Below are 26,790 nucleotides of genomic sequence, written 5' to 3'. Positions count from 1 at the left end.
AAGCCGGCATTTTACGCGATGGTGGGCGCCTGGGAGCCCGGAGCCTGCTGTAGGAGCGACGTGAGTCGCGACCGCGAGCCAAGGCGGGCAATGCCCTTTGGCGAGGCGCGAACCATGGCGATTCATTGCGGACCTGCGAAGGAGGACGATGGAGCAGACGGCTCCCGGTCGCGACTCACGTCGCTCCTGCAAGGATTGCCGCCTCTCAGGCGTGCACCCGCTCCAGCGGGGCGTCGGCAAGCCGGCGCGCGAATTCGTCCGGCGACAGGCCGGGCGCGAACAGGAATCCCTGGCCCACCGGAACCCCGAGGTTGAGCAGGAACTGGCGCTGCGCCTCGGATTCGACGCCCTCGGCGACCAGTCCCAGTCCCAGGCTGCGTGCGATCGCGGACACCGCCTGGCAGACGGCCACATCGGACCGGTTGCTGGGCACGCCCTCGGTGAACAGCGGGCTGAGCTTCAGGCCGTGGATGGGCAGGCGGCGCAGATAGTTGAGCGCGCTGTAGCCTTCACCGAAATCGTCGATCGTCAGCACCACGCCCAGCTGCCGCAGGTCGGCGAAGGTACGCAGCGTGGCGGGGGCATCCTCGATCAGTACGCGTTCGGTGAACTCCAGCTCCAGCGCTGCGCCGGGCAGGTCGAACTCGGTCAGGATCGCCCGCACGCGATCGGCCAGGTCGTCACCGGCGAACTGCCGGTACGACACATTGACCGCCACGCGCACGATGCCCAGCCCCTGGTCGCGCCAGGCGGCCACCTGCCGGCATGCTTCGCGCAATACCCAACTGCCGATGCGCACGATGTCGCCGGTCGTCTCCGCATGGCTGATGAACACGTCCGGGCGCAGTTCGCCCAGCTGGTGGTTCTGCCAGCGGATCAGCGCTTCGCCGGCGATGATGCGGCCGTTGCGCAGGTCCACCTGCGGTTGGTAGACCAGCCGGAACTCTTCGTTGTCCACCGCGCGCCGCAGCTGCGTCTCGATCTGCAGACGGTCCTGCTGCCGCTGCGCCAGTTCCTGGGTGAAGCTCTGCCAGCCATTGCGCGCGCGGTGCTTGCTGTCGTACATCGCGATGTCGGCGTTCTGGATCAACTGTTGCGGGCGCAGGCCGTCGCCGGGTGCGATGGCCAGTCCGATGCTGGCGGTGATGGCGAACTCGTCCTTGCCGAAGCGGAAGGCGTCCGCGAACGCGCCGAGTACGGCGTGCGCCAGTTGTTCCGGCAGGTGCGGGTTCTCGCCCGCATCGCAGATCACCAGGAATTCGTCGCCGCCGAAGCGGGCGATCATGCCGTCGGTGCCCACCGCGCCGCGGATGCGGTCCGAGGCCTGCACCAGCAGCTCGTCGCCTGCGTTGTGGCCCAGCACATCGTTGACCATCTTGAAACGGTCGAGGTCGATGTAGAGCACGGCGGCGCGCGCGCGCTCGGGGTCGGCCAGCCGCGTGCCGAGTTCGGTCAGCACGGCATCGCGGTTCATCAGCCCGGTCAGCGGATCAGTGCGCGCCTGGATGCGCAGCATCTCCTCGGCCTGCTTGTCCTGCGAGATGTCCTGCATGGTGCCGGTGATGCGCGACGCACCCGGGTCGCCGGGCTCGGCGTCGCCGATCACGCGGATCCAGAACGGATGCCCGTCGGCCTGCGTGCCCTGGAGTTCCAGGTCGAAGCCCTTGCCGCCGGCGGTGACCAGGTCCAGCGCGCCACGCAGGCGCCGACGATCCGCTTCGCGCAGGCACGACAGCATGTCGTCCAGCGTCACCAGCGCACGCGCGGCACCCAGGATGCGCTGGGCCTCGTCGGTCAGGTACATCCGGTCGCGGCCTATGTCCCATTCCCAGCCGCCGATATGCGCGAGCGATTGCGCACGGTCGAACAGCGCACTGTCGCGCTTGAGTTCGGTCACGTCGCTGAAAAGCGTGGTCACCTGCGCCGGCACGCTCGCGCCGGGGGCGAACTGCGGCACCGAGGTGGCAGTCAGCCACAGCAGTTGTTTCTTCTGGCGGTGATACAGGCCCAGCAGGACGCTTTCGACCATCTGGCCGCTGTCCAGCGCGCGTTGCGCGGGCAACTCGTGGCGGCCCATCTCGCGGCCGTGCTCGTCGACCACATGCCAGCGGTCCAGGGCGAGCTCCTGGTCGACGCGCTGGTCCTCGCGGATGCCGAAGATGCGCATGGCCGCGCCGTTGCAGTACTGCACTTCCATTTCGCGGTTGTGCACCACGATGCCCTTGTCCAGGGTCTCCATGAGTTCGCGGTAGCGCATCTCGGCCAGCCGCCGGCTGCTGATGTCGCGTGCCACCGCGACGATGCTCTTGCGCCCGTCGAAGTTGATGTTGGCCGAGTGCACTTCCACCGGGAAGCGGGTGCCATCGCCGCGCATGTTGGTGACCTCGATGACATAGGTCACGCCGCGATTCAGGGTTTCCCAGACCGGCACCAGGTGATCGCGCGGCAGGTCGGGGTTCAGCACGTTGATGTTGTTGCCGACGATCTCGTCGCGCGGTCGCTTGTAGGCCAGCATGCCGGCCTTGTTGAGGTCCAGCACGGTGCCGTCCTCGGCGATGATGCTGACCGGGTCGGGCACGGCGTCGAACAGGTTGCGGTAGCGCGAGCGCTCCGTATCGGCCTCGTGCTGCTTGGCCAGCAACGCCGCGCCGGCTTGCCGGAGCAGGTCCGCCGTAGCGCTGTCGGTACCTTCGACGGCAGCCGCGCGCTCCAGTGCCGCGGCCAGCGCCACCACATCGACGTCGCTGGCCGGGCCTGTGTTCATGCGGCCGCCAGGGCCTTGCCGACGCGGCTGCCGGTCTCGCGGCCGAGGCGTGCCGCCAGCCACCGGCCCGTATCGGCCAGTGCATCCAGGTCCACCCCCGTGCGCAGGCCCTGGCCATGCAGCAGGTAGACCACGTCCTCGCTGGCCACGTTGCCGCTCGCGCCCTTGGCGTAAGGGCAGCCGCCTGCGCCGGAGACGGCGGCGTCCACCACGCGGACGCCTTCATCCAGGCAGGCAAGGATGTTCGCCAGCGCCTGCCCGTAGGTGTCATGGAAATGCACGGCCAATGCGGACATGGGCAGTTCCGCTGCGACCGCCTTCAACATGCCGGCGGCCTTGCGCGGTGTGCCCACGCCGATGGTGTCGCCCAGCGATATCTCGTAGCAGCCCAGCGCATGGAGCTGCCTGGCCACCCGCACCACGTCCGTGACCGGTACGTCGCCCTGGTACGGGCAGCCCAGGACGGTGGACACGTAACCGCGCACCTTCACGCCATCGGCGGCCGCGCGTTCGAGCACGGGGCGGAAGCGTTCGATGGATTCATCGATGGACGCATTGATGTTCTTGCGGTTGAAGGCTTCGGACGCGGCGGTGAACACCGCCACTTCCTCCACGCCGACCGCACGTGCGCGGTCATAGCCTTTTTCGTTCGGCACCAGCACGGGGTAGGCGACCCCGGGCCTGCGCCGGATGGCGGTGAAGACGTCCGCCGCATCGGCCAGTTGGGGAACCCACTGCGGGCTGACGAAACTGGTGGCCTCGATACTCAGCAGGCCGGTGGCGGACAGACGGTCGATCAATTCCACCTTGTCGGCGGTCGAGACGAGCGCCTTTTCGTTCTGCAGGCCATCGCGCGGGCCGACTTCCACGATCCTGACGAAGTCGCCATCCGCCATCGGCAGGGGACCGGTGGGGGTCATGGCGTCACCGCGTCTTTTGCGCGCCGCATGCGCAATGCCTTGCCGCCGCCATCCAAGGCATCGAACAGGTCCGGATGGGTGCGCAGCAAGTCGCGCAGCTGCTCGGGACGCCCTTCGAACAGATACGTGCTGGCATCGGTCTCGCGGGCCTTCAACGTGCCCTGCTGCACCCGCTGCATGATGGCCACCGTGTCGAGCATCGCGATCTGCAGGGTATCGTCGCGGATGCGGTATTTCAGCAGCGTGACAGCGCCGGCAGGCATGCCCTTGGGGGTCGGGGGCGCCGTCTTGCCGGTGGCGAACAGTCCCTCCAGCTCCTCGAAGCCGAGCGCCAGGTAACGTTGCCCGTCTATCTCGAAACCCAGGGCATCGAAGTTCGGCGCGTCGGTCCGGCTGTTGTCGCGCAGGCGCACGTGGCAGCGGGCATCCACTTCGGCGTAGTCGTCCTTGCCCAGCGGCACCTTGTCCTGCGGGCTGTCGGCGAGCGGAATCCACCGGCCCACCAGCGCGGGATCGCAGGTCAGCGGGGCGGGTGGCTGCTCGAACATCACGCAGCCTGCCAGTGCGAATGTTGCGAACAGCAGGGCGGTCGTCATGCGCGGGAAAGCCATGGAGGGGCTCACTCCAGCGTCACGAGCAATGTGTCGGCGTCGATGAAGTCGCCGGCACTGGCGCGCACCTCGGCCACCACGCCGTCGCGCGGAGCCTTCACCGCCAGTTCCATCTTCATCGCCTCCATCACGAGCAGCTCCTGTCCGGCTTTGACCGTGTCCCCCTGCTGTGCCTTGACCAGCACGACGCGCCCCGGCATCGGTGCGACGATCCTGCCGCCCGCCTCGATGCCTGCCGCCGCCACGCGACGGTAGACCGGCACCGTTTCCACCGTGGCCCGACGTTCCCCATCATGCAGCGTCAGGCGCGTGCCGTGGCGCTGGACGCGGAATCGCCGCGCCTCTCCCTGGATACGCAAACCAAGGAGGTCGCCGGTCAGCTTTGCGCCTTCCACCTCATACGTGGTGGTGGCCAGACGGATGCGGTAGGTACCGGCATGGCCATGACCGGAGGCTTCCCAGGTCTCCTCCTGATGCTGGAATGCCAGCGGCCGCGCACCGGCATGTCCCAGTCGCCAGCCATCGCCGACGGCCCATGGCGAACCGGGATCGCTGGAATGGCGGGCACCCTGTCGCGCATCCGCTTCCTGCTGGAGCAGCGCCGCGACGGCGATAGCGACCTGCTGCACGGCATCCAGCCCGACGGCGGGCATGAACTCGTCCAGATGGCGGTCCAGGTAGCCGGTGTCGATGCGACCTTCGACGATGGCGGGGTGGCGGACCAGTCGTTCCAGGAAGCCGATGTTCGATTTCGGTCCGACGATCCCGCACTCGGCCAGCGCGGCGCGCAGCCCTGCGAGGGCCTCGGTGCGGTCCGCGCCCCAGACGATCAGCTTGGCGATCATCGGGTCGTAGAAGATGGTCACCGTGTCGCCTTCGATCACGCCCGCGTCGAGGCGGACCTGCGCCGAGGGTGCCGGCAGGACCAGCCTTTCCAGGCGGCCCGAGCCAGGCAGGAAACCGGCCTCGGGATCCTCGGCATACAGGCGCACTTCGATGGCGTGCCCGTGTTGCGTGATGGCGTCCTGCGCGAGCGGCAAGGGTTCGCCGGCGGCGACACGCAATTGCCACTCCACCAGGTCCTGGCCGGTGACGAACTCGGTGACAGGATGTTCCACTTGCAGTCGCGTGTTGATCTCCATGAAGTAGAACTGGCCGTCGGGATCGACGATGAACTCGACGGTGCCGGCGTTGACGTAGTCGATGGCCTGTGCGGCCTGGACCGCCGCCTCGCCCATCGCATTTCGCAGCGACGGCGTCAGGAAAGGCGAGGGCGATTCCTCCAGCACTTTCTGGTACCGGCGTTGCGCCGAGCACTCGCGCTCGTTGAGGTGCAGGGTGCTTCCGTGCGTGTCGGCGAACACCTGGATCTCGATATGGCGCGGCGACTGCACGTAGCGTTCCAGCAGTACGCGGTCGCGGCCGAAGGCGTTGGTCGCTTCGCGCTGGCAGCTTTCGAGCTGGGCGATGAAATCCTCCAGCCGATGGACGATACGCATGCCCTTGCCACCGCCGCCGTGCGCGGCCTTGATCATCAGCGGGAAGCCGATGCGCGCCGCTTCGCGCGACAGGGTGTTCGGCGACTGGTCCTCACCGGTGTAGCCCGGCACCACCGGGACCCCGGCGGCGTCCATCAGGTCCTTCGCACCGGCCTTGCTGCCCATCTTGCGCATGGAGGCGCCGGAGGGACCGATGAACACGATGCCGGCGGCAGCGACGGCATCGGCGAAGTCGGCGTTTTCGGAGAGGAAGCCATAGCCGGGGTGGATGGCCTGCGCGCCGCTGCTCCTGGCCACCTTGATGATCGCATCACCCCGCAAGTAGCTCTCCTGGGGCCGCGGGCCGCCGATCGGGTAGGCCTCGTCGGCCTGGCGCACGTGCTGCGCATCGGCATCGGCTTCCGAGTACACGGCGACAGTGCGGATGCCCAGCCGGCGGCAGGTGCGGATGACGCGGCAGGCGATCTCGCCGCGGTTGGCGATCAGGATCTTGGAGAACATCAGGGTCGGGCATCCGGAGGAAGGTGGCAGACGGCTTCGATGTTGTTCCCGTCCGGGTCGATGACGAAAGCGCCGTAGTAGTTGGGGTGGTAGTGCAGCCGCAGGCCAGGAGCACCGTTGTCCCGTGCACCGGCGGCGAGGGCGGCCGCATGGAAGGCATCCACCTGGGCACGCGACTGGGCGGTGAAGGCGACATGCAGGCGACGCGATGACGTACCGCTGCCGTCGCCGCTGCCTACCCAGAAGTGGGGACGGCTGGGCGGGCCGAAGCCGCACCCCTCGTAGCTGCCAGTCATCTCGCGGGTCACCTCCATCACCACGCCATAGCCCAGTGGCGCCAGTACCTGTGAGTAGAACGCCCGGCTGCGGGCGTAGTCGCTGACATCGAATCCCACGTGGTCGATCACGTCGCTACTCCTTGTTGGCCCATGCGGGTGCGCGCTTGTCGAGGAAGGCCGACAGGCCTTCCTGGCCTTCGCTGGAAACGCGCAACTTCGCGATCAGGTCCGCATTGTCGGCATCCATCCGGCCACGGTCGGAAGAAGCGGCGACCCGTGCGACCAACTCCTTCGCACCTGCCGCAGCGTGTGGCCCCGCCTTCAGCAGCAGGGCGAGCTGTCGCGCCACGGCCTCGTCCAGCTGCGCCGCCGGCACCACCTGATGCAGCAATCCGACCTGCAGCGCGGTGGACGCATCGAAGATCTCCGCCGTCGCAAACCATCGCCGCGCCTGCCGTGCACCGATGGCGGCGATGACATACGGCGAGATCACCGCCGGCAACAACCCCAGCTTGCTCTCGGTCAGGCCGAACTTCGCCTCGGGCACGCCGATGGCGATGTCGCAGCAGGCCACCAGGCCCACGCCACCGCCGAAGGCCGCGCCATGCACGCGGGCAATGGTCGGCTTGGGCAGTTCGTCCAGCGTGCGCATCAGGCGGGCGAGGGCGAGGGCATCCTCGCGATTGGCCTCCTCGCTGGCGCTGGCCATGCCACGCATCCAGTTCAGGTCCGCGCCGGCGGAGAACGAGACGCCGCTGCCTTCCAGCACGACGGCGCGAATGTCGGATTCAGCGCCGACCTGTTCGAGCGTGGTGGTCAGCGCGGCGATCAGCCCGGCGTCGAACGCGTTGTGGAGGGTGGGGCGGTCCAGCCGGATGCGCGCCACGGCGCCTGCGCGTTCCAGTACGAGGGGATGTTCCTGCGGTGATGCCGCCATGCCTGCCGTTCCCTTCAAAGTCGCTGAATGATAGCGGCACAGTGCGTTGCGGCCTTCCTGCACTGCGGCGATGCTACAATGAGAATAGTTCGCATTTGAGAGCCTGGCGTGATCCTGACAGAACTGCCTTCGCGTACCCCCGCCATCGTGGACACCGTGGAAGACCACGGGCCGCAGGACAACATCGCACGCCGCCTGCGCGAGCTGGGCTTCGTCAACGGCGAGGAAGTCGAAGTGGTCGCGAAGGGGCCGCTGGGTGCGGAGCCTCTGCTGGTGCAGGTGGGTTTCACGCGCTTCGCGCTGCGCCGCTCCGAAGCGGCCCGTGTGCGATTGCGCAACGGAGCCGCATCATGAGCGCCGCCGAGGCATCGACGCTGCGGCTGGCGCTGGTCGGCAATCCGAACTGTGGCAAGACAGCGCTGTTCAACCAGTTGACCGGCAGCCGGCAGAAGGTCGCCAACTACGCCGGCGTCACCGTCGAGCGCAAGGAAGGCCGGCTGCATTCGTCGGCGTCGGGGCGCAGCTACGCGGTGCTGGATTTGCCGGGTGCCTACAGCCTGCACGCCGCCAGTCTGGACGAAGCGGTCACGCGCGATGTGTGTCGCGGCTTCTATCCCGGTGAGCCGGCCCCGGATGTGCTGGTCTGCGTGGTGGATGCCACCAACCTGCGCCTGCACCTGCGCTTCGCGCTGGAAGTGCGCGAGCTGGGCAAGCCGATGATCTTGGCGGTCAACATGATGGATGCCGCGCAGCGTCGCGGCATCGCCATCGACCTGGCGGCGCTGGAGCGCGAACTCGGCGTGCCGGTGGTCGAAACCATCGCGGTGAAGCATGGCGGTGCGCGTGCGCTGGTCGAGCGCATCGATGCCGTCGCCGCACAGCCGCACGAGCCACGCACGCACTTGGCGGAAGGCGCCGATCTACATGCGGAAACACGTCGCCTGCTGTCGCTCGCGGTCGCCATGCCCACGCGGACGGCGAAGATCGACGATGCATTGGATCGCTGGTTGCTGCACCCGGTGTTCGGACTGCTGGCATTGATCGTGGTGATGTTCCTGATCTTCCAGGCGGTGTATGCCTGGGCGACGCCGATGATGGACATGATCAAAGCGGGCACGGGCTGGCTGGGCGGACAGGCGGGCGGCCTGCTTCCCGAAGGGCCGCTCAACAGCCTGCTGGTCGACGGCATCATCGGCGGTCTGGGTGGTGTGGTCGTGTTCCTGCCGCAGATCCTGATCCTGTTCGCCTTCATCCTGGCACTGGAAGAAAGCGGCTACCTGCCCCGCGCGGCGTTCCTGCTGGACCGCATGATGGCATCGGCCGGCCTGTCGGGCCGCTCCTTCATTCCGCTGCTGTCGAGCTTCGCCTGCGCCATCCCCGGCATCATGGCCACGCGCAGCATCCAGGACCCGCGCGACCGTTTGGCGACGATCCTGGTCGCACCGCTGATGACGTGCTCGGCGCGCCTGCCGGTGTACGCACTGCTGATCGGTGCATTCGTGCCGAACGAGAAGGTGGGCATCTTCAACCAGCAGGGCCTGGTGCTGTTCGGCCTGTACGCAGCAGGCATCCTCAGTGCGTTGCTGGTGTCATGGGTGATGAAGAAGTGGCGCCGCGACAAGGGCGAGCACGCGCTGTTGCTGGAACTGCCTTCCTACCGCATTCCGCACCCGCGCGACCTGCTCATCGGCCTGTACGAGCGTGCGATGATCTTCCTCAAGCGCGTCGGCGGCATCATCCTGGCGCTGACCATCCTGCTGTGGTTCCTGCTGAACTTCCCGGCACCGCCGGAAGGCGCAATGGGTCCCGCGATCGATTACAGCTTCGCCGGCCGCATCGGTCATGCGATGGCGGTGTTCTTCGCGCCACTGGGCTTCAACTGGCAGATATGCATCGCGTTGATTCCCGGCTTGGCCGCACGTGAAGTGGCAGTTGCCTCGCTGGCGACGATCTATGCCCTGTCGGCGGCCGACGATGACGCAGCCATCCAGGCGTTGACGCCCGTGATCAGCGACGGCTGGTCGCTCGCGACCGCACTGTCGCTGCTGGTGTGGTTCATCTACGCGCCGATGTGCATCTCGACCCTCGCCACGATCAAGCGCGAGACCAACTCGTGGAAGCAAATGGGCTTTGCCACGTTCTACCTGTTCGCGCTGGCCTACCTCGCCTCGCTGGTGACTTACCAGGTCGCCAAGGCACTGGGCGCGGGCTGAGCCATGGACGCGTCGCTCGCCCTGCAATACGCCATCATCGCCGTCGCGGTGGTGGTCAGCCTGTGGGTCGTGCTGAAGAAGCAGTTCCCGGGGCCACTGCGCAGGTTGCGAGGCGCGCTGGCGTTGCCGCTTTTGCGGCAGGGAAGCGTCGGCTGGCGGTATCGGCTGGGGCGCTGGATCGCGCCGCCGCCCTCAGGCGCGGATGCGTCCTGTGGCGGCTGCAACAGTTGCGGGCCCGACAAGAAGGGATGAGCCTGCGCGTCAGTGACGCGTGCGCCGTCCCGCCGCCTTGCCGGTGGCGGAATTGAGCTCCACCGACAGCACGAAGCTGCGCTGCTCGTGCGGCTGCATCGCACCGACACCGACGACCTGACGGGTGACTTCCTCCCCACGATCGTTACGGATCGACAGCACCACGCTGTACTCCCATGCCGCGCCTTCCGCGGGTGGCTGCAGCGTGCCCTCGATCCGCAGCGGTGTCAGCGCGGGTGCCGCCTGGGCACCCGCGCCAGGTTCGAAGCGCAAGTGATGCCGGCAGCCCGGACAGACCGCCGCGCTTTCCAGGATCGTCGCCTTGCAGTGCGGGCAGGTGCGGGTGGCGCCGGCACTGCCTGGGCGGGGTTGGCTCATGCGGCGGCGCCGGGCTCCGTGCCGTTGTCCTTGCCCTTGCCGCCCTTGGCAGGCTCATCCCAGCCGAAGTCGGCCTGGCCGCGCATGCGGGACCCTGCGGCCACTGTGAGTGATCCTGACTTCACGTCGCCGATCAGTACGCCCGATGCCAGCAGTTCGACGCGTGCGGCGGACTCGATGTTGCCTTCCAGCTCGCCCGCGATGGTCACCTTCTTCGCCCGCACGCCACCATTGAGCTTGGCGCCGGTTTCGATGGTGAGGTCGCCCTGCACGTTCACGTCGCCCTTGAAGCGGCCTGCGATGCGAATGTGGCCGGTGCCTTCGATCTTGCCCTCGATGGTCAGGTCGGCGGCGATCAGCGATTCCTTCAGGGCCTCCTGGGGAGCGCTGCGTTCAACCGGACGCGTGCCCGGCGGTGCGGTGACGGCGGGCGAGAACTCCGCCGCCGTGGCGGTGTCGCGCACGGGAAGGGCGGTGGGTTCCGGCGGCAGGTTGCCGGTCTCTTTCTTCGCGGGGCCTTGGTCTTTCCAGATGGACATGCAGGGGATGCTCCGGGTGGCAGGGACTCCGGACTATCGCCGCCCGTCCGCGCGCGCGCTGTGACCTGCACAGCCGATTGGCGGCATGGCGCATGCGGCGCGGGCGTGGTTCACCCTGGAGTCGGGCTTGTGCACGCGGCGCTCACAACAATGAAGAGGGCGCGGGCCGGGCACGTACCTGGCGCTACATCCGGAACACGCCGAACTTCGCCGGTTCGATCGGCGCGTTGAGCGAGGCCGAGATGCCCAGCCCCAGCACCCGGCGCGTATCGGCGGGGTCGATGATGCCGTCATCCCAGAGGCGCGCAGTGGCGTACCACGGGCTGCCCTGCGATTCGTACTGCTCGCGGATCGGCACCTTGAAGGCGTCCTCTTCGTCCGGGCTCCACGACTTGCCCGCAGCCTCGATGCCGTCGCGCTTGACCGTCGCCAGCACGCTCGCCGCCTGTTCGCCGCCCATCACGCTGATCCGCGCATTCGGCCACATCCACAGGAAGCGCGCGCCGTAGGCACGGCCGCACATGGCGTAGTTGCCGGCACCGAAGCTGCCGCCGATGACCACGGTGAACTTCGGCACGGACGAGCAGGCGACAGCCGTGACCATCTTCGCTCCGTCCTTCGCGATGCCGGCGTTCTCGTATTTGCGGCCGACCATGAAGCCCGTGATGTTCTGCAGGAACACCAGCGGGATGCCGCGCTGGTTGCACAGCTCGATGAAGTGCGCGCCCTTCAGGGCACTTTCGCCGAACAGGATGCCGTTGTTGGCGATGATGCCCACCGGGTAACCGTGCAGATGCGCGAAGCCGGTGACCAGGGTCTTGCCGTAGCGGGCCTTGAACTCGTCCAGCTCGCTGCCGTCGGTGATGCGAGCGATGACCTCGCGGATGTCGAACGGGCGGCGGGTGTCCTTGGGCACGATGCCGTACAACTCCTCGGCCGGATACAGTGGTTCGCGCATGTCGCGCACCGCGACGGGCAGGGTCTTGCGGCGATTGAGATGCCCGATGATGCCGCGCGCGATCTCCAGCGCGTGGCGATCGTCCTCGGCGAAATGATCGGCCACGCCGGACACGCTGGTGTGCACGTCGGCGCCGCCAAGGGCTTCGGCATCGACCACCTCGCCGGTGGCTGCCTTCACCAGCGGCGGGCCACCGAGGAAGATCGTGCCCTGTTCCTTGACGATGACCGATTCGTCGCACATCGCCGGCACGTAGGCACCGCCCGCAGTGCAACTGCCCATCACCACCGCGACCTGCGGGATGTTCTCGGCCGACAGGCGGGCCTGGTTGTAGAAGATGCGGCCGAAGTGCTCGCGGTCGGGGAATACTTCGTCCTGCAGGGGCAGGAAGGCGCCGCCGGAGTCCACCAGATACACGCAGGGCAGGCGGTTCTCGCGCGCGATCTCCTGCGCGCGCAGGTGCTTCTTCACCGTCATCGGGAAGTAGGTGCCGCCCTTGACCGTGGCATCGTTGGCGACGATCACCACCTCGTTGCCCATCACGCGGCCGATGCCGCAAACCATGCCGGCGGCGGGTGCCGCGCCGTCGTACATCTCCTCGGCGGCCAGTGGCGCGATTTCGAGGAAGGGCGAGCCGGGGTCGAGCAGGGCGGTGATGCGATCCCGTGCCAGCAGCTTGCCGCGTTCGGTGTGCTTGTTGCGCGCTTTCTCGCCTCCCCCCTCGGCAGCGTGCGCCAGACGGCGGTCGAGTTCCTGCACCAGTACGCGGTGATACGCGTTGTTGGCGAGGAAATCGGGCGAGCGCGGATCGAGTTGCGAAGCGATGGCGGGCATGCGGCACGACGAAGCAGGAAAGGCGGCATCAGACCACAAAGCCCCGCACGCGCCAAACCGCACTGCAAAAAACGGCTGGGAGCGGTTTTCGACATCGCGTGTCGATGGCCCGAAGTGTGGCGGCCATGGATGGCCTGCCACAAAAAACGGCCGGGAGCCGTTTTTGACATCGCGTGTCGATGGCCCGAAGGGTGGCGGCCATGGATGGCCTGCCACAAAACAACAAGGCCCGCTTGCGCGGGCCTTGTCCGATTCGCGATGAGGCGAGTCGATTACTGCTTGGCTTCTTCAGCCTTGGCGTCGGCCTTGTCGGCGACTTCAGCAGCCTTGTCGGCCGTCGCCTGGGCGGCGTCGGACACGGCGCCAGCAGCGGCGGCGGTTGCGTCGGAAGCGGCAGCTTCGGTGGCGGCAGCGGCGTCCGAGGCAGCGGCGGTCGCGGCAGCAGCGGCGTCGGCGGTCGCGGCCGTCGCAGCGTCGCCAGCGGCGGCAGCGGCGTCGCCGGCAGCGGAAGCGGCGTCACCGGCAGCAGCGGCAGCCTGGTCGGCAGCAGCGGCGGCGTCGGCAGCAGCGGCGTCGGTGGTCTCGCTCTTCGTGCAGGCGCTCATGGCCAGGACGGCGGCGACCAGCAGGACGGTGCTCTTGATCTTCATTGTGGATCCCCAAATCGGTAGGTGTGGAAGGTGGCGCCGGGAGGGCGGGTCCGTTCGTCCACCGGTGGGGGGCGAACCGGGAAGCCAGGCCCGGATACAGAAAAAGCCGCCAGCGAACTGGCGGCTCTCTCAGTTTAACGCTAAATCAGTCAACCGCCAGCAGATTACTGCTTGGTGGCTTCCTTGGCAGCGTCGGTCGCGGCTTCGGCCGTGTCGGCAGCCTGGCCAGCGGCGTCGGCAGCAGCGTCAGCGGCTTCCGTCGTGGTGGCGGCAGCAGCGTCGGTCGCGGCGGTGGCAGCGGCGTCGGCGGCGGTGGCAGCGGCGTCGGCCGACTGCTGGGCGGCGTCGGCGGTCACTTCGCCAGCGGCAGCGGCGGCGTCAGCGGCAGCCTGGGCTTCGGTCGCGGTCGCAGCGGCGTCAGCAGCGGCGTCGGCAGCCTGTTCCTGGTTCGAGCACGCAGCCAGGGCGAAACCCAGAGCCAGCGCGATCAGAGCCTTGTTCATGGTCATCGTTGAATTTCCTCGTCGTTAGTTAGGCAACGCGCAATTGCGCGCCTGCAACATGATGACAAGCCCATTACGGCTGTCAAGCGGTTGGCCGGTTATCTTTGTCAATCCGTTGTTAAACCTTATGGGACGGGCGAAAACCGGCCGCTTCGCCCCCCCGACTGCGCAAAATATCAGACGAGTTCGATCGCGATCGCGGTGGCCTCGCCGCCGCCGATGCAGAGCGTGGCGATGCCGCGCTTGCCGCCGCGCTGGCGCAGGGCGTGCACCAGGGTCACCACCAGACGGGCGCCGGAGGCACCGATCGGATGGCCCAGCGCGCAGGCACCGCCGTTGACGTTGACCTTGGCGTGCGGGATGCCGAGCTCCTTGATCGGCGCCATGGCGACGACCGCGAAGGCTTCGTTGACCTCGAACAGGTCCACCTGCTCCACCGTCCAGCCGACCTGCTTGAGCAGCTTGTCGATGGCCGAGACGGGCGCGGTGGTGAACCACTCCGGTGCCTGCGAGTAGGTCGCATGGCCGACGATCTTCGCCAGCGGCTGGATGCCACGCTTCGCGGCTTCCTCGGCGCTGAGCAGCACGGTGGCGGCGGCGCCGTCGGAGATGCTGGACGAACTGGCGGCGGTGACGCTGCCGTCCTTCTTGAAGGCGGGTTTCAGGGTGGGGATCTTGGCGATGTCGGACTTGCCCGGCTGTTCGTCGGTGTTGACCTCGACCTCGCCCTTGCGGGTGGCGACCTTGACCGGAATGATCTCGTCGTTGAACGCACCGGAAGCCTGCGCGGCCTGGGCACGGGTCACCGACTCGATGGAATACGCATCCTGCTCCTCGCGGGTGAAACCGAACTTGGCGACGGTGGCCTCGGCGAACACGCCCATGGCCTGGCCGTCGTAGGGGTTGGTCAGGCCATCCCATGCCATGTGGTCCACCGCCTGGAAATTGCCGTAACGGTTGCCAGTGCGCGAGTTGGGGATCAGGTGCGGGGCGTTGCTCATGGATTCCATGCCGCCGGCGATGACCACCGTGGCCGAACCGGCCTTGATCAGGTCATGCCCCAGCATGATCGCCTTCATGCCCGAACCGCAGACCTTGTTGATGGTGGTGGCGCCGGCCGCATCCGGTATGCCGGCGGCACGCGCGGCCTGGCGGGCAGGTGCCTGGCCCAGGTTGGCGGGCAGCACGCAGCCCATGATCACTTCGGACACGTCGGCACCCGGAACGCCCGACTGCTCCAGCGCGGCGGCGATGGCGGCGGCGCCCAGCGTGGGCGAGGGAACGCCATTGAACTGGCCGAGGAACGAACCGATGGCGGTGCGCTTGGCGGCGGCGATGACGATGTCGGACATGGAAGACTTCCCGCGTGGAGTGAGAGGCTGATTATCCCGCCCCGGCCCGACGGCGGGCAAATCGGCCGTTGGTACAGGGCAGCGGCCTGGTCCAGACCGGCGTATTCTCGAGGCGGGAGGGGGAGAAGACATGTCAGACGGACCCACGACGGAGCCGGCCGCGCGCGCCTTCATCGTGCCGTGCGCGGTGCTCGATCATGGGGCGCCGTGGCGCTGGCTGCGCGCCGGCTGGCGCGACATGCGCCGCGCGCCCGCCCTGTCGTTGTTGTTCGGCGGGGTGATCGTGCTGGTGAGCGCCGGCATTTCTTGGCTGGCGTTCGTGCTGGGCCGGTTCGCGCTCCTGGCGACGCTGCTGTCCGGATTCGTGTTCGTCGCACCATTGCTCTGCGTGGGCCTGTACTGCGTGAGCCGCGCGCTGGAACAGGGCCGCACGCCGCGCCTGCGCGATTCGTTCGTGCTCGCGCGGCGGGTGCTGGGGCAGGCGGGCGTGTTCGCGCTGGGGCAGGGCGTGATCATCCTGCTGTGGTCGCGCGCCGGGATGATGGTCAGTGCCTTCTTTCCGTTCGACGGCAGTGACCCGGCCGCGTTCTGGGAATTCCTGGCGCTGGGGTCTGCTGTCGGTGCGGTGTTCGCCACGCTCACCTTCGCCGTTACCGCCTTCTCGTTGCCGATGATCGCCGACCGCGACGTGGACATGGTGACGGCGGCCGTTTCCAGCGTGCATGCGGTGATGCGCAACAAGCGCGTGATGCTGGTGTGGGGCCTGCTGCTGGTGGCGCTGACGGCGGTTGGCTTCGCCACGGCGCTGCTGGGGCTGGGTCTGCTGATGCCGTGGCTGGCGTATGCCAGCTGGCATGCCTATCGGGAGACGCTGGATGCGTCTTCGTGGCCTGTCCTGGAGGAGGCAGGCCTGGCGTAGGGCGGGCTTGAGCCCGCCTTCGCGATGGACGCACGTACGGGACGGCGGGCCGGGGCCCGCCCTACGACGACCTCCAGATCATCCCCGACCGTCGAACAACTCGCGGCCTATCAACATGCGGCGGATTTCGTTGGTGCCGGCGCCGATGGCGTAGAGCTTGGCGTCGCGCAGCAGGCGGCCCGCAGGGTACTCGTTGATGTAGCCGTTGCCGCCCAGTGACTGGATGGCTTCCAGCGTCACCTGCACGGCGGCTTCCGAGGCGTGCAGCAGGCAGCCTGCCGCTGCGGCACGCGACCCCTGACCTTCGTCGAATCCGCGCGCCACCTGGTAGGCGAAGGCGCGACTGGACTGCAGCGCGGTGTACATGTCGGCCAACTTGCCCTGCATCAGGCCGAACGTGCCGATGGCGGCGTCGAACTGCTTGCGCTCGCGCACGTAGGGCAGGGTGATGTCGAGCGCCGCCTGCATCAGGCCGATCGGACCGCCGCTCAGCACCAGGCGTTCGGTGTTGAGGCCGCTCATCAGCACGCGCACGCCCTGGTTCACCTCGCCCAGCACGTTCCCGGCGGGAATCTCGCAGTCCTCGAACACCAGTTCGCAGGTGTTGCTGCCGCGCATGCCCAGCTTGTCCAGCTTCTGCGCGGTGGAGAAGCCCTTCATGCCGCGCTCGACGATGAAGGCCGTCATGCACTTGCTGCCCGCATCCTTGCCGGCGGTGCGCATGTAGACCAGCAGCACATCGGCTTCCGGTCCGTTGGTGATCCACATCTTGTTGCCGTTGGCCACCCAGACGCCGTCACGGAGTTCGGCACGGCAGCTCATCGAGCCGACCACGTCCGAACCCGCCCCCGGTTCGCTCATCGCCAGCGCGCCCTTCCACTCGCCGCTGCACAGCTTCGGCAGGTACTTCGCGCGCTGGGCGGCGTTGCCGTTGAGGTAGAGGTTGGACACGCACAGGTTGGAGTGCGCGCCATAGCTCAGGCCGACCGAACCGGACGCGCGCGAGATTTCCTCCATCGCGACCAGATGGGCCAGATAGCCCATGCCGCTGCCGCCGAATTCCGGATCCACGGTGATGCCCAGCAGGCCCAGTTCGCCCAGCTTGGGCCACAGGTCCTGCGGGAATGCGTTGTCGTGGTCGATCTGCGCCGCGCGCGGCGCGATCTCGGTCTGTGCGAACCGCTGCACGGCCTCGCGCAGCGCATCCAATTCTTCGCCCAGCGGAAATCCGCTGACGGTATCCGGTCGCATTCGGTCCTCCCTCCTATTGCGGCCCATCCAGGTTGTATCTGCAACTTACCTCAATGCTCGCCGCGCAGGTGCCCCATGAAGCGTGGCGCGGTGCGGCCCAGCGGCAGCTTGAGCTTGCCGATGGCCGTCATGCGGGCCTCGGCGATGCGGTCGGCCGCATACTGCGGCGCGATGCCTTCCTTCTCGGACAGGTCGAAGATCTTGCCGACGGTGTGGTAGATCGTCCGCATCATGCGCATCGCGCGCTCGCGGTTGTAACCGTCGATTTCCAGCGACACGTTCATCACGCCGCCCGCGTTCACCGCGTAATCGGGCGCGTACAGGATGCCGCGCTTGGCCGCTTCCACGCCGGTCACGTGCGACATCTGGTTGTTCGCCGTGCCGCAGATCACCTTCGCCTTCAGGCGGGGCAGGGTCTGTTCGTTGATGGCGTACTCCAGCGCGCACGGGCTGAACACGTCCACCGGCAGGTCGTAGATCTCGTCCGGCTTCACCGCTTCCGCGCCGTACTCTTCGACCGCGTGTTCGACCAGCGCCGGATTGAGGTCGGTGACGAACAGCTTGGCGCCGCGTTCCTTCAGCAGCTTCACGTACTCCATGCCGATGTGGCCCAGGCCCTGCACGGCGAAGCTGTACTTGCCGATCTCCTCGTTGCCGAACTTGCGGTTCAGCGTGGCCATCAGGCCCTGCAGCGCACCGTAGGCGGTGAACGGGGCCGGGTCGCCGGAGCCGCCATGCACCTGGTGCACGCCCACCACGTATTCGGTCTCGCGGTAGACGTTCTCCATGTCGTTGACATCGGTCCCCACGTCCTCAGCGGTGATGTAGCGGCCGCCCAGCGAATCGACGTAACGCCCGAAGCTGCGGAACAGGACTTCGGTCTTGTCCTTGCTGCTGTCGCCGATGAGTACCGCCTTGCCGCCGCCGACATTGAGGCCGGCCAGTGCGTTCTTGTAGGTCATCGTGCGGCTCAGGCGCAGCGCGTCGTTGAGCGCCAGCGCACTGTCGGCGTAGGGCCGCATGCGCACACCGCCCAGCGCCGGACCCAGCACGGTGCTGTGGATGGCGATGATGGCCTTCAGCCCGGCATCCGGGTTGTGGCAGAAGACGACCTGTTCGTGGCCGGAGGTATCAAGGGTTTCGAAGATCATGGGTGGGCTCCGGTGCGCGGGTGGGGACCGGCGCGGGCTTGCCTTCAGCGTGGCTAACGGGTTGTCAGAAAAGAAAAAAGCGACGTTTCCGGAACACGGCCGTGGTCGTCGCTGGCGGCCAGTTTAATCCAATCGGCCGCGGGCGATATGACAAGGGACCGGCGGCGGAGCGTGACGTCGGCCTATTGTGAGAATCGAACGACCGTGCTATTCCTGTTGTCATGACGCCCCAGGCCGCCACCCACAAAGGCAATGCCACCCGCGAGATGATCGTCGCGCGGGCCTACGACATCGCGGCCCGGAACGGGCTGGAAGGCCTGTCCATCGGCGAACTGGCCACCGCCGCCGGCATGTCGAAGAGCGGCGTGTTCGCGCATTTCGGGTCGCGCGAGGACCTGCAGCTGACCGTGCTGGAGTGGACTGCCGAGCGCTACGCGCGTGCCGTGATCGTGCCGGCGGTGGGCCTGCCACGCGGCCTGCCGCGCCTGCGCGCGATCATGGAGAACTGGTTCCGCTGGGTCTGCGACAACCCCGATGGCTGCGTGATCCTGGCCGCCGCCCATGAGTACGACGCCCGCCCGGGCCTGCTGCGCGACCGCATCGTCGACTGGCTGCTGCAGCTGCGCCAGCAACTGGTCAAGGCGATCGGCATGTGCATCGATACCGGCGAATTGTCGCCGAAGACCGATCCGGTCCTACTGGCATTCGAACTGTTCGCTGTCGCGCAGGGCCTGCATGACGCCCGGCTCTACGACGCCGAACAAGCTCCGTTGCTCGCCCGTCGTTCCCTGGACCGCCTGCTGGCGTCCTACGGCGCCCCCGCGCCGTCTCCCCCCACCGCCTGATTCCTGCCGAGGTGCCGTCATGGCTGCTGTCTCTGCCCCACGAAATAGCACGATCGTTCGCAAACCATGGGCACTGTCGCTGCTGAGCGCCCGCTTCGCGGTAGGCAGCTGGCTGGCTCCGCGCAGCACGCTGGCCCGGGCCTTCCAGCTGTTCTGCACGCCGATGCCCGGTGCCCGCACCCGTGCCCGCCAGAGCGAGACCGGCGGTGCACGTATCGGCGAACTGGCCTTCGGCCGCGAACGTCTGGCCACGTACACCTGGGGTGACCCGCAGCGCGAACCCACCGTGTTGCTGGTGCACGGCTGGTCCAGCTTCGGCCTGCGCTTCCTGCCGTGGGTGGAGCCGCTGCGCCGCGCCGGCTACGCGGTGGTCGCGTTCGACCAGCCGGCACATGGCCGCAGCAGTGGCCGGCGCGCGACCCTGCCGATGTTCGCCGAGGCGGCGGCGCGGGTGGCCGGACACACCGGGCCACTGGCGGCGGTCGTGGGGCATTCGCTCGGCGGCGCGGCAGCGGCGATCGCGATGGCGCGCGGAATGCAGGCCGAACGCGTGATCCTGCTGGCGCCCGCCGCCGATCCCTTCGATGCCGCGCGCCGTTTCGGCGGCATGGTGGGGCTGGCGCAGTTCCTCAGCCGGCGCCTGTTCGACGAGTACCAGGAACTGACCGCCCACGACGTGCGCGAACTGCACGCCCATGCCACCGCCCCGCGCATCGCGCGCCCGGGCCTGATCGTGCACGACCTGGAAGACACCGACGTGCCGTGGTGCGAAGGCGAACGCTATGCGCGCTACTGGCCGCAGGCCACGTTGCTCAGCACCACCGGGCTGGGCCACCACCGGGTGACCATCGCGCCGGAGACACTCGACGCCGCATTGCGCTTCCTGCGTGGCGAATCCGTCGGCCAGCGCGTGGTCTCCACGCGCGAGCTGCCGTTCGGGCTGTGCTGACACGCGCCACCGCACGCCACCGTAGGGTGTGCGTGCCGTGTCCACTGGTGTGCAATTGGTGAGGTCGTGACACGCGAACGGCTACAATCCCGCGTCTGTCCGCACCTGTAAGTGAGCACGCGTGAGCACACCCGCCAGCCAGTTTCCCGCAGCCCAGGCCGATGCCACGCCGCTGCGCTTCGTGACCGCCGCCAGCCTGTTCGACGGGCACGACGCCGCCATCAACATCATGCGGCGGCTGATCCAGGGCGAGGGCGCGGAAGTGGTCCACCTGGGCCACAACCGCAGCGTGGAAGACGTGGTGCGCGCCGCCTTGCAGGAAGACGCCGACGGCATCGCGCTGTCCAGCTACCAGGGCGGCCACGTCGAGTACTTCAAGTACATGGTCGACATGCTGAAGGAGCGCGGTGCCGGCCACGTACGCGTGTTCGGGGGCGGCGGCGGCACCATCACGCCGGAGGAGATCGCCGAACTGCAGGCCTACGGCGTGGAGCGCATCTACCACCCCAACGACGGCATGAAGATGGGCCTGGTGGAGATGATCCAGGACGTGGTCAAGCGCGCCGAAGACGCGCGCCACCCGGTCAACGGCCAGCGCGAATGGAACGCCGCGGTCGCGCCCGCGCTCACCGACGAGGCCGGCATCGGCCGCATGCTCAGCACCATCGAGGACGGCGTGCTGTCCCAATCCGAACTGGAGAAGCTGCGCGCGCAATGGGCCAAGGGCCCGCATGCGCCGTTCCCCGCCCGCGCCACGCCCGTCATCGGCATCACCGGCACCGGCGGCGCCGGCAAGTCGTCGGTCACCGACGAGCTGATGAACCGCTTCCTGTCGTGCTTCCCGCAGATGCACATCGCGGTGATCTCGGTCGATCCCACCCGCCGCCGCACCGGTGGCGCACTGCTCGGCGACCGCATCCGCATGAATGCGCTGCGCAGCGAGCGCATCTACATGCGCTCGATGGCCACGCGCCGCCAGCACGTGGCCACCAACGCCGTGCTGAAGGACTGCATCGCCTTCCTGAAATCGCTCGGCTTCGACCTGGTCATCGTGGAAACCGCCGGCATCGGCCAGAGCGATTCGGAGATCGTCGACCTGGTCGACTTCCCCATGTACGTGATGACCAGCGACTACGGCGCGGCCAGCCAGTTGGAGAAGATCGACATGATCGACTTCGCCGAGCTGATCGTGCTGAACAAGTACGACAAGCGCGGCGCCGAAGACGCGCTGCGCGACGTGCGCAAGCAGTGGAAGCGCAACCGCGTGGCGTTCCAGACCCCGGACGCCGACGTGCCGGTGTACCCCACCATCGCCAGCCAGTTCAACGACCCCGGCGTCAGCTGGATGTTCGCCAACCTGTGCCGCCTGCTGCGCGACAAGCTGCAGCTGCCGGCGGAGAAGTGGACCCCGGACATCGACACCACGCTGAAGGAACCGCGCGCCACCGTGCTGATCCCCGGCGCGCGCGTGCGCTACCTGGCCGAGATCGCCGAGCAGGGCCGCGGCATCAACCGCCGCATCGAGACCGAAGCCGAAACCGCCAGCCGCGCGCAGCACTACTGGAATGCGTTGAAGGACCTGGACGATCCGGCGTTGCCGAAGGCGCTGGAGTTGTATGCCACCGACGCTCTTGTAGGAGGGGCTTCAGCCCCGACCTCCGCAGGCCATCCGGTCGGGGCTGAAGCCCCTCCTATAGTGGACCGCTCCCTGCTGACCCTGCGCCAGCGCTACAACGACGCCATCCAGTCGCTGTCGTCCGAAGCCTTGAAGCTGCTGCGCGAATGGCCCGCACGCCACAAGGCGGTGACCGATCCGGTCAACGAATACGAAGTGCGCGGCAAGACCATCCGCATCGACAACTACACCACCTCGCTCAGCCACCAGCAGATCCCGAAGATTGCGCCGCCCAAGTACCGCAGCTGGGGCGAGCAGCTGACCTTCCTGCAGAAGGAAAACCTGCCCGGCAGCTATCCCTACACCGGTGGCGTGTACCCGTACCGCCGCACCGGCGAGGATCCCATCCGCATGTTCGCCGGTGAGGGCACGCCGGAGCGCACCAACCGCCGCTTCCACTATCTGAGCGTCGGCCAGCCGGCCGCGCGCCTGTCCACCGCCTTCGACAGCGTCACGCTGTACGGTGAGGACCCGGCGCCGCGCCCGGACATCTACGGCAAGATCGGCAACTCCGGCGTCAACATCCCCACGCTGGACGACATGAAGAAGCTGTACTCCGGCTTCGACCTGTGCGCGCCCACCACGTCGGTGTCGATGACCATCAACGGCCCGGCGCCCATCATCCTGGCGATGTTCATGAACACCGCCATCGACCAGCAGGTGGAGAAGTACCTGAAGGCCGACGACGCGCGCTGGGCCGAGGCGCAGCAGAAGATCGAGGCGTTCTTCGAAGGCCGCGTGCGTCCGCAGTACCACGGCGAGCTGCCGCCGACCAACAACGGGCTTGGCCTGGGCCTGCTGGGCATCACCGGCAACCAGCTGGTGGACGAAGACACCTACGCCCGCATCAAGGCCCAGACGCTGGCCACCGTGCGCGGCACCGTGCAGGCCGACATCCTCAAGGAAGACCAGGCGCAGAACACCTGCATCTTCAGCACCGAGTTCGCTCTGCGCATGATGGGCGACATCCAGCAGTATTTCGTCGACAACGCGGTGCGCAATTTCTACTCGGTCAGCATCAGCGGGTACCACATCGCCGAGGCCGGGGCGAACCCGATCAGCCAGCTGGCCTTCACGCTGTCCAATGGCTTCACCATCGTGGAGTACTACCTGGCGCGCGGCATGAAGATCGACGACTTCGCGCCCAACCTGTCGTTCTTCTTCAGCAACGGCATGGATCCGGAGTACACCGTCATCGGCCGCGTCGCCCGCCGCATCTGGGCCCGCGCGATGCGCGAGCGCTACGGCGCCAACGAGCGCAGCCAGATGATGAAGTACCACATCCAGACCTCCGGCCGGTCGCTGCACGCGCAGGAGATCCAGTTCAACGACATCCGCACCACGCTGCAGGCGTTGTACGCGCTGTTCGACAACTGCAACAGCCTGCACACGAATGCCTATGACGAGGCGATCACCACGCCGACGGAAGAGAGCGTGCGCCGCGCGGTGGCCATCCAGATGATCATCAACAAGGAGTTGGGGCTGAACTTCAACGAGAACCCCTGGCAGGGCAGCTTCGTCGTCGACGAGCTGACGGACATCGTGGAAGAAGCGGTCTACAAGGAGTTCGAGGCCATCAGCGAGCGCGGCGGCGTGCTCGGCGCCATGGACACCATGTACCAGCGCGGCAAGATCCAGGAAGAGTCGCTGTACTACGAACACAAGAAGCACGACGGCAGCCTGCCGCTGGTGGGCGTGAACACCTTCCTGCCGCGCGAGCACGGCGGCGAGATCGCCACCGAGATCGAGCTGATCCGTTCGACGGAAGAAGAGAAGGCCCAGCAGATCGCCAACGTGCGCGCCTGGCAGACCTCGCGCAACGCGCTGGCGCCGGAAGGCGAGACCGACCACAGCCACGCCGCAGCGATGGAAGAACACGCCGCGCCCGAAGTGCACGACGGCCACGGCCTGGCCTACCTGCAGCGCACCGCGCGCGAGCGCCGCAATGTGTTCGAGGCGCTGGTCGAGGCGGTGAAGACGCACAGCCTGGGACAGATCAGTCACGCGCTGTACGACGTGGGTGGCGAGTACCGGCGGAATATGTAATCCGCTCCACGAAAAACCCCGCATCAGCGGGGTTTTTCTTTGGGCGCGGCGCGGGGCTGACGTGTCACTTCCCGTCGCTTATAGTCCGGCCAACGAGGACACTGACAGGGGCGGGGCCATGGAAATTGCACAGAAGAAGCACTCCAACCGGGTGCGTTACGTCTTTGGCGACGACGAGCTGGACTATCAGCTGCAGGACAGCTCGGGCAGCCGTTCGTTCTCGGTAGGGTATGCGGGCATCAGCCGCGACCGGCAGACGCTGGTCGAGCGCAACCAGTGGCTGCGCAACGTGGGCCTGCTGTGGATCCTGCTCGGCGCGGTGTTCACGGGCATCAGCCTGACCGGCGACCAGGGCCTGAAGATTTCCGTGTGGCTGTGGGTGGGCCTGGCCTGCTACGGCGCCTACCACTTCTTCTCGACGCGCTACACGATCATTCCCACCGAGTCCGGCAACCTGCTGGTCATCGACGATGCAGACGGCCAGCGGATCCTCGACGAGATCGCCTCGCGTCGCGCCGGTTACCTGCGCCGCGAGTTCGATTTCATGCCCGAGAGCGAATCGCCGGAACAGCATCGCGGTCGTTTCAAGTGGCTGCACCGTGAGGGTGCGCTGTCGGAAGACGAGCTCAAGCAGCGGCTTGCCACCATCGATGCGATGGATCCCGGCCGTGCGACGGTGGTGGCGCCGGAGCCGGGTGCGCGGCTCAACTGATCCGTCGCCGAACGATGCAGCTTCGTAGGCCGGGTTGATAAACCCGGCATCGGATCCCTCCCTGCACGGGATGCTTCGAAGAGTCCCTCTCCCTGCGCAGCGGGGAGAGGGTGCCGAAGGCGGGTGAGGGGCGAGCGGAGAGGCGGACGTGTCGGCGCCCGGTTCGCTACCGCGCCCGGCCCCTCATCCGCCCTCCGGGCACCTTCTCCCCGCTACGCAGGGAGAAGGGAGCAGCGGCGGCTTGCGTGCTTACCGGTACGCCCCCGGTCCGCGCCAGATCAGTTCGCCGCGGCGGTAGATGCGCACGACGGCTTGCGTCCTATGACGGCCGGCGTTATGGTGGCCCTGTGATCCGGGACTTCGCCGACAAGGAAGCCGAGAAAGTCTGGAACGGCACGCCCTCGCGGCGTCTGCCGGCCGGCATGCAAGCCGTGGCTCGCCGCAAGCTTCGCATGCTGAACAACGCGGCCACGCTGGACGATCTGCGCATTCCGCCCGCGAACCGGTTGGAGGCGCTGAAGGGCGACCGCAAGGGCCAGCATAGCATTCGGATCAACGATCAATGGCGTGTCTGCTTCCGCTGGAAGGATGGCGACGCGCACGACGTGGAAATCGTCGATTACCACTGAACTGTCATCAGAGGAGTTCTTCCATGAAGACCTTGCCCAATATCCATCCCGGTGAAGTGCTGCTGGAAGAGTTCCTGTTGCCGATGGGCATCAGCCAGAACGCGCTGGCGCGCGCTGCGGACGTGCCGCCGCGCCGTATCAACGAGATCGTGCTCGGAAAGCGGGGCGTCACGGCCGACACGGCGGTCAGGCTGGCGGCAGCGCTGGGTACGAGCGAGCGTTTCTGGCTGGGTCTGCAGGCGGACTACGATCTGGAAGAGGCGCATCGCGTGCTTGGAAAGGCGGTCACACGGATCGAGCGGATCGCGGCGTGATGCATGCGGCGCATGGCGCTGCTCAACCAGCTACGAGAAAACCCGCTTCGGCGGGTTTTTCTTTGGGCCGTCCCACCGAAGTTCCCCCCCCTGTGCAGCGGGGGTAAGGATGACCTGCTTGCGCGGCATGCCGCGCAGGTCATCAGAACGCCGGGCGTGCCGCGCCTGGCCGGGGTGAGTGCCGAAGGCGGGTGAGGGGCGAACGGAGAGGCGGAGGTGTCGGCGCCCGGTTCGTTACCGCGCCCGGCCCCTCATCCGCTCTCCGGGCACCTTCTCCCCGCTACGCAGGGAGAAGGGAGCAGCGACGGCTTGCGTGCTTACCGGTACGCCCCCGGTCCGCGCCAGATCAGTTCGCCGCGGCGGTAGATGCGCATCACGTTGACCACGTCGCGGGCGTCGCCGATGGGGGCCAGGTCGGGGTCGTTGGGTTGCATCAGGCGGCAGCCGCCGGAGCCGCGGGTGGCGACGATTTCCAGGGCGCAGACCATCAGTTCGCGGCGGCCAGGCAGGGGGAAGGAGACTTCCTTCATGCCCTGGGCCTGCCATTCGGCGACTTTCAGTTCGTTGCGCAGGTCGTAGTAGATCTGGTGGCCGTCCACTTCCATGCTGGGGGTGGCGGCGTTGCCCTGCTGGTTGCCCTGGCGTTGGCCGGTGCCGAGGGTGGGGCCGTAGTTCTCGGGGGCGGTTTCCTGGGCGAGCATGCCGGGGGGCTGGCCCCATTGGGCTGAGCGGCGCCAGGCGGGTGGGCTGGACGGGGGGCGGTCCTGGGGTGGGGCGATGGCCTGTTGGCTGGCGGGGGGCTGGGGTTGGGCTTCGTCGGGGGCGACGGGGTTCTCGGCTTCGGTCACGCGGGTGGCGTCCACGGGGGAGGTGACGCGGGTGGTGACGAGGGGCTTGAGGGGCTTGGGGCGTTCGCTGGGGTTCTGGGTGCCGGTCGGGGGGACGGGCGGGTTGGGGGTGGCATCGGTGGGGTCGCCCAGGAAGTCGACTTTGACGCGCGCGCCACCAGAGCTGCTGCTCTCGGGCTGGGACAGGGTGATCTTGGAGGAGTGCAGGAGGGCCAGGACGAACAGGACGTGCACGAGCAAGCTCACCAAGGAGGCGATCCTG

Annotated in this window: 25 protein-coding genes; 10 read left to right on the top strand and 15 right to left on the bottom strand. The window is 67.6% G+C overall.

Going from position 1 to position 26,790, the window contains the following annotated elements; genetic code table 11:
* Nucleotides 1-205 precede the first annotated feature (205 nt).
* Genes ACIPRS_RS01300 through ACIPRS_RS01275 form a run of 6 tightly spaced genes read right to left on the bottom strand, consistent with a single transcriptional unit; the run spans nucleotide 206 to nucleotide 7,510 of the window.
* The gene (locus ACIPRS_RS01300; RefSeq protein ID WP_192200952.1) at nucleotides 206-2,764 is read right to left on the bottom strand and encodes a sensor domain-containing protein; all 2,559 of its coding nucleotides are present in this window, start codon (nucleotides 2,762-2,764) and stop codon (nucleotides 206-208) included.
* On the bottom strand, nucleotides 2,761-3,660 hold the full coding sequence (locus tag ACIPRS_RS01295) for a hydroxymethylglutaryl-CoA lyase (protein WP_446537982.1): 900 nt from the start codon (nucleotides 3,658-3,660) through the stop codon (nucleotides 2,761-2,763). The genes ACIPRS_RS01300 and ACIPRS_RS01295 overlap by 4 nt, the downstream gene beginning before the upstream one ends.
* Before the next feature lie 20 nt (nucleotides 3,661-3,680).
* Complete coding sequence (locus ACIPRS_RS01290) at nucleotides 3,681-4,280, bottom strand: hypothetical protein (protein ID WP_446537254.1); 600 nt, start codon at nucleotides 4,278-4,280, stop codon at nucleotides 3,681-3,683.
* Nucleotides 4,281-4,303: 23 nt separating this feature from the next.
* On the bottom strand, nucleotides 4,304-6,295 hold the full coding sequence (locus tag ACIPRS_RS01285) for an ATP-binding protein (protein ID WP_446537253.1): 1,992 nt from the start codon (nucleotides 6,293-6,295) through the stop codon (nucleotides 4,304-4,306).
* A complete protein-coding gene (locus ACIPRS_RS01280; protein ID WP_446537252.1) occupies nucleotides 6,295-6,702 on the bottom strand; it encodes a VOC family protein in 408 nt (135 codons plus the stop codon). Before ACIPRS_RS01280 ends, ACIPRS_RS01285 begins: the two co-directional genes overlap by 1 nt.
* Before the next feature lie 4 nt (nucleotides 6,703-6,706).
* A complete protein-coding gene (locus tag ACIPRS_RS01275; RefSeq protein ID WP_446537251.1) occupies nucleotides 6,707-7,510 on the bottom strand; it encodes an enoyl-CoA hydratase-related protein in 804 nt (267 codons plus the stop codon).
* A 108-nt stretch (nucleotides 7,511-7,618) separates the two neighbouring features.
* On the opposite strand from ACIPRS_RS01275, the gene ACIPRS_RS01270 reads away from it, so the two are divergent.
* From ACIPRS_RS01270 to ACIPRS_RS01260, 3 genes are read left to right on the top strand one after another with little or no spacing between them, the layout of a single operon-like run.
* The gene (locus tag ACIPRS_RS01270) at nucleotides 7,619-7,864 is read left to right on the top strand and encodes a FeoA family protein (protein WP_337729982.1); all 246 of its coding nucleotides are present in this window, start codon (nucleotides 7,619-7,621) and stop codon (nucleotides 7,862-7,864) included.
* Nucleotides 7,861-9,723: a ferrous iron transporter B gene (gene feoB / locus ACIPRS_RS01265; protein ID WP_446537250.1), complete on the top strand. Its 1,863-nt coding sequence runs from the start codon at nucleotides 7,861-7,863 to the stop codon at nucleotides 9,721-9,723. Before ACIPRS_RS01270 ends, feoB begins: the two co-directional genes overlap by 4 nt.
* A 3-nt stretch (nucleotides 9,724-9,726) precedes the next feature.
* Entirely contained in the window at nucleotides 9,727-9,975 is a 249-nt protein-coding gene (locus ACIPRS_RS01260; protein ID WP_446537249.1) for a DUF6587 family protein, read from the top strand.
* Between the two features lie 9 nt (nucleotides 9,976-9,984).
* Here ACIPRS_RS01260 and ACIPRS_RS01255 read toward each other — a convergent pair whose 3' ends face one another.
* The 6 genes from ACIPRS_RS01255 to ACIPRS_RS01230 form a co-directional block, all read right to left on the bottom strand.
* Nucleotides 9,985-10,353 (bottom strand): hypothetical protein, encoded by a 369-nt coding sequence (locus ACIPRS_RS01255; RefSeq protein ID WP_446537248.1) that lies wholly within the window; start codon nucleotides 10,351-10,353, stop codon nucleotides 9,985-9,987.
* Entirely contained in the window at nucleotides 10,350-10,892 is a 543-nt protein-coding gene (locus ACIPRS_RS01250) for a bactofilin family protein (RefSeq protein ID WP_446537247.1), read from the bottom strand. Before ACIPRS_RS01250 ends, ACIPRS_RS01255 begins: the two co-directional genes overlap by 4 nt.
* 184 nt (nucleotides 10,893-11,076) lie before the next feature.
* The gene (locus ACIPRS_RS01245; protein WP_446537246.1) at nucleotides 11,077-12,684 is read right to left on the bottom strand and encodes a carboxyl transferase domain-containing protein; all 1,608 of its coding nucleotides are present in this window, start codon (nucleotides 12,682-12,684) and stop codon (nucleotides 11,077-11,079) included.
* A gap of 272 nt (nucleotides 12,685-12,956) precedes the next feature.
* Nucleotides 12,957-13,334, bottom strand: a complete 378-nt coding sequence (locus tag ACIPRS_RS01240; RefSeq protein ID WP_142125236.1) for a hypothetical protein — start codon at nucleotides 13,332-13,334, stop codon at nucleotides 12,957-12,959.
* Nucleotides 13,335-13,498: 164 nt separating this feature from the next.
* On the bottom strand, nucleotides 13,499-13,843 hold the full coding sequence (locus ACIPRS_RS01235; protein ID WP_142125237.1) for a hypothetical protein: 345 nt from the start codon (nucleotides 13,841-13,843) through the stop codon (nucleotides 13,499-13,501).
* A 170-nt stretch (nucleotides 13,844-14,013) separates the two neighbouring features.
* Nucleotides 14,014-15,189, bottom strand: a complete 1,176-nt coding sequence (locus ACIPRS_RS01230; RefSeq protein ID WP_337729975.1) for a thiolase family protein — start codon at nucleotides 15,187-15,189, stop codon at nucleotides 14,014-14,016.
* 130 nt (nucleotides 15,190-15,319) lie between these two features.
* On the opposite strand from ACIPRS_RS01230, the gene ACIPRS_RS01225 reads away from it, so the two are divergent.
* Nucleotides 15,320-16,108 (top strand): DUF2189 domain-containing protein, encoded by a 789-nt coding sequence (locus ACIPRS_RS01225; protein ID WP_446537245.1) that lies wholly within the window; start codon nucleotides 15,320-15,322, stop codon nucleotides 16,106-16,108.
* Between the two features lie 78 nt (nucleotides 16,109-16,186).
* On the opposite strand, the gene ACIPRS_RS01220 is transcribed toward ACIPRS_RS01225, so the two are convergent.
* Together ACIPRS_RS01220 and ACIPRS_RS01215 are read right to left on the bottom strand one after the other, a co-directional pair.
* Nucleotides 16,187-17,359, bottom strand: coding sequence for an isovaleryl-CoA dehydrogenase (locus ACIPRS_RS01220; RefSeq protein ID WP_446537244.1), 1,173 nt, complete (start codon nucleotides 17,357-17,359; stop codon nucleotides 16,187-16,189).
* A 50-nt stretch (nucleotides 17,360-17,409) separates the two neighbouring features.
* The gene (locus tag ACIPRS_RS01215; RefSeq protein WP_192200966.1) at nucleotides 17,410-18,510 is read right to left on the bottom strand and encodes a Glu/Leu/Phe/Val dehydrogenase; all 1,101 of its coding nucleotides are present in this window, start codon (nucleotides 18,508-18,510) and stop codon (nucleotides 17,410-17,412) included.
* A gap of 221 nt (nucleotides 18,511-18,731) precedes the next feature.
* On the opposite strand from ACIPRS_RS01215, the gene ACIPRS_RS01210 reads away from it, so the two are divergent.
* The 6 genes from ACIPRS_RS01210 (at nucleotide 18,732) to ACIPRS_RS01185 (ending at nucleotide 25,680) form a co-directional block, all read left to right on the top strand.
* The gene (locus tag ACIPRS_RS01210) at nucleotides 18,732-19,355 is read left to right on the top strand and encodes a TetR/AcrR family transcriptional regulator (protein ID WP_337729972.1); all 624 of its coding nucleotides are present in this window, start codon (nucleotides 18,732-18,734) and stop codon (nucleotides 19,353-19,355) included.
* 19 nt (nucleotides 19,356-19,374) lie between these two features.
* Nucleotides 19,375-20,304 carry an alpha/beta hydrolase gene (locus ACIPRS_RS01205; protein ID WP_337729971.1) on the top strand — a complete coding sequence of 310 codons (930 nt, stop codon included), beginning with the start codon at nucleotides 19,375-19,377 and terminating at the stop codon, nucleotides 20,302-20,304.
* A gap of 121 nt (nucleotides 20,305-20,425) precedes the next feature.
* A complete protein-coding gene (locus ACIPRS_RS01200) occupies nucleotides 20,426-24,025 on the top strand; it encodes a methylmalonyl-CoA mutase family protein (protein ID WP_446537243.1) in 3,600 nt (1,199 codons plus the stop codon).
* A 118-nt stretch (nucleotides 24,026-24,143) separates the two neighbouring features.
* Nucleotides 24,144-24,737, top strand: a complete 594-nt coding sequence (locus ACIPRS_RS01195; protein ID WP_192200970.1) for a hypothetical protein — start codon at nucleotides 24,144-24,146, stop codon at nucleotides 24,735-24,737.
* 347 nt (nucleotides 24,738-25,084) lie between these two features.
* Nucleotides 25,085-25,366 carry a type II toxin-antitoxin system RelE/ParE family toxin gene (locus tag ACIPRS_RS01190; protein ID WP_446537981.1) on the top strand — a complete coding sequence of 94 codons (282 nt, stop codon included), beginning with the start codon at nucleotides 25,085-25,087 and terminating at the stop codon, nucleotides 25,364-25,366.
* A gap of 23 nt (nucleotides 25,367-25,389) precedes the next feature.
* A complete protein-coding gene (locus ACIPRS_RS01185; protein WP_337729968.1) occupies nucleotides 25,390-25,680 on the top strand; it encodes a HigA family addiction module antitoxin in 291 nt (96 codons plus the stop codon).
* 317 nt (nucleotides 25,681-25,997) lie between these two features.
* On the opposite strand, the gene ACIPRS_RS01180 is transcribed toward ACIPRS_RS01185, so the two are convergent.
* Nucleotides 25,998-26,774 carry a type II toxin-antitoxin system RelE/ParE family toxin gene (locus ACIPRS_RS01180; protein WP_446537242.1) on the bottom strand — a complete coding sequence of 259 codons (777 nt, stop codon included), beginning with the start codon at nucleotides 26,772-26,774 and terminating at the stop codon, nucleotides 25,998-26,000.
* Nucleotides 26,775-26,790: the final 16 nt, after the last annotated feature.

This window comes from Pseudoxanthomonas sp. LARHCG66 (assembly GCF_052871755.1).
This window is presented reverse-complemented; position numbering and strand designations above follow the sequence as displayed.

Coding starts and splice junctions, on each gene's coding strand:
- ACIPRS_RS01300 (WP_192200952.1), bottom strand. CDS start 2,764: ATGAACACAGGCCCGGCCAGCGACGTCGATGTGGTGGCGCTGGCCGCG.
- ACIPRS_RS01295 (WP_446537982.1), bottom strand. CDS start 3,660: ATGGCGGATGGCGACTTCGTCAGGATCGTGGAAGTCGGCCCGCGCGAT.
- ACIPRS_RS01290 (WP_446537254.1), bottom strand. CDS start 4,280: ATGACGACCGCCCTGCTGTTCGCAACATTCGCACTGGCAGGCTGCGTG.
- ACIPRS_RS01285 (WP_446537253.1), bottom strand. CDS start 6,295: ATGTTCTCCAAGATCCTGATCGCCAACCGCGGCGAGATCGCCTGCCGC.
- ACIPRS_RS01275 (WP_446537251.1), bottom strand. CDS start 7,510: ATGGCGGCATCACCGCAGGAACATCCCCTCGTACTGGAACGCGCAGGC.
- feoB (WP_446537250.1), top strand. CDS start 7,861: ATGAGCGCCGCCGAGGCATCGACGCTGCGGCTGGCGCTGGTCGGCAAT.
- ACIPRS_RS01260 (WP_446537249.1), top strand. CDS start 9,727: ATGGACGCGTCGCTCGCCCTGCAATACGCCATCATCGCCGTCGCGGTG.
- ACIPRS_RS01255 (WP_446537248.1), bottom strand. CDS start 10,353: ATGAGCCAACCCCGCCCAGGCAGTGCCGGCGCCACCCGCACCTGCCCG.
- ACIPRS_RS01250 (WP_446537247.1), bottom strand. CDS start 10,892: ATGTCCATCTGGAAAGACCAAGGCCCCGCGAAGAAAGAGACCGGCAAC.
- ACIPRS_RS01245 (WP_446537246.1), bottom strand. CDS start 12,684: ATGCCCGCCATCGCTTCGCAACTCGATCCGCGCTCGCCCGATTTCCTC.
- ACIPRS_RS01240 (WP_142125236.1), bottom strand. CDS start 13,334: ATGAAGATCAAGAGCACCGTCCTGCTGGTCGCCGCCGTCCTGGCCATG.
- ACIPRS_RS01235 (WP_142125237.1), bottom strand. CDS start 13,843: ATGACCATGAACAAGGCTCTGATCGCGCTGGCTCTGGGTTTCGCCCTG.
- ACIPRS_RS01230 (WP_337729975.1), bottom strand. CDS start 15,189: ATGTCCGACATCGTCATCGCCGCCGCCAAGCGCACCGCCATCGGTTCG.
- ACIPRS_RS01225 (WP_446537245.1), top strand. CDS start 15,320: ATGTCAGACGGACCCACGACGGAGCCGGCCGCGCGCGCCTTCATCGTG.
- ACIPRS_RS01220 (WP_446537244.1), bottom strand. CDS start 17,359: ATGCGACCGGATACCGTCAGCGGATTTCCGCTGGGCGAAGAATTGGAT.
- ACIPRS_RS01215 (WP_192200966.1), bottom strand. CDS start 18,510: ATGATCTTCGAAACCCTTGATACCTCCGGCCACGAACAGGTCGTCTTC.
- ACIPRS_RS01210 (WP_337729972.1), top strand. CDS start 18,732: ATGACGCCCCAGGCCGCCACCCACAAAGGCAATGCCACCCGCGAGATG.
- ACIPRS_RS01205 (WP_337729971.1), top strand. CDS start 19,375: ATGGCTGCTGTCTCTGCCCCACGAAATAGCACGATCGTTCGCAAACCA.
- ACIPRS_RS01195 (WP_192200970.1), top strand. CDS start 24,144: ATGGAAATTGCACAGAAGAAGCACTCCAACCGGGTGCGTTACGTCTTT.
- ACIPRS_RS01185 (WP_337729968.1), top strand. CDS start 25,390: ATGAAGACCTTGCCCAATATCCATCCCGGTGAAGTGCTGCTGGAAGAG.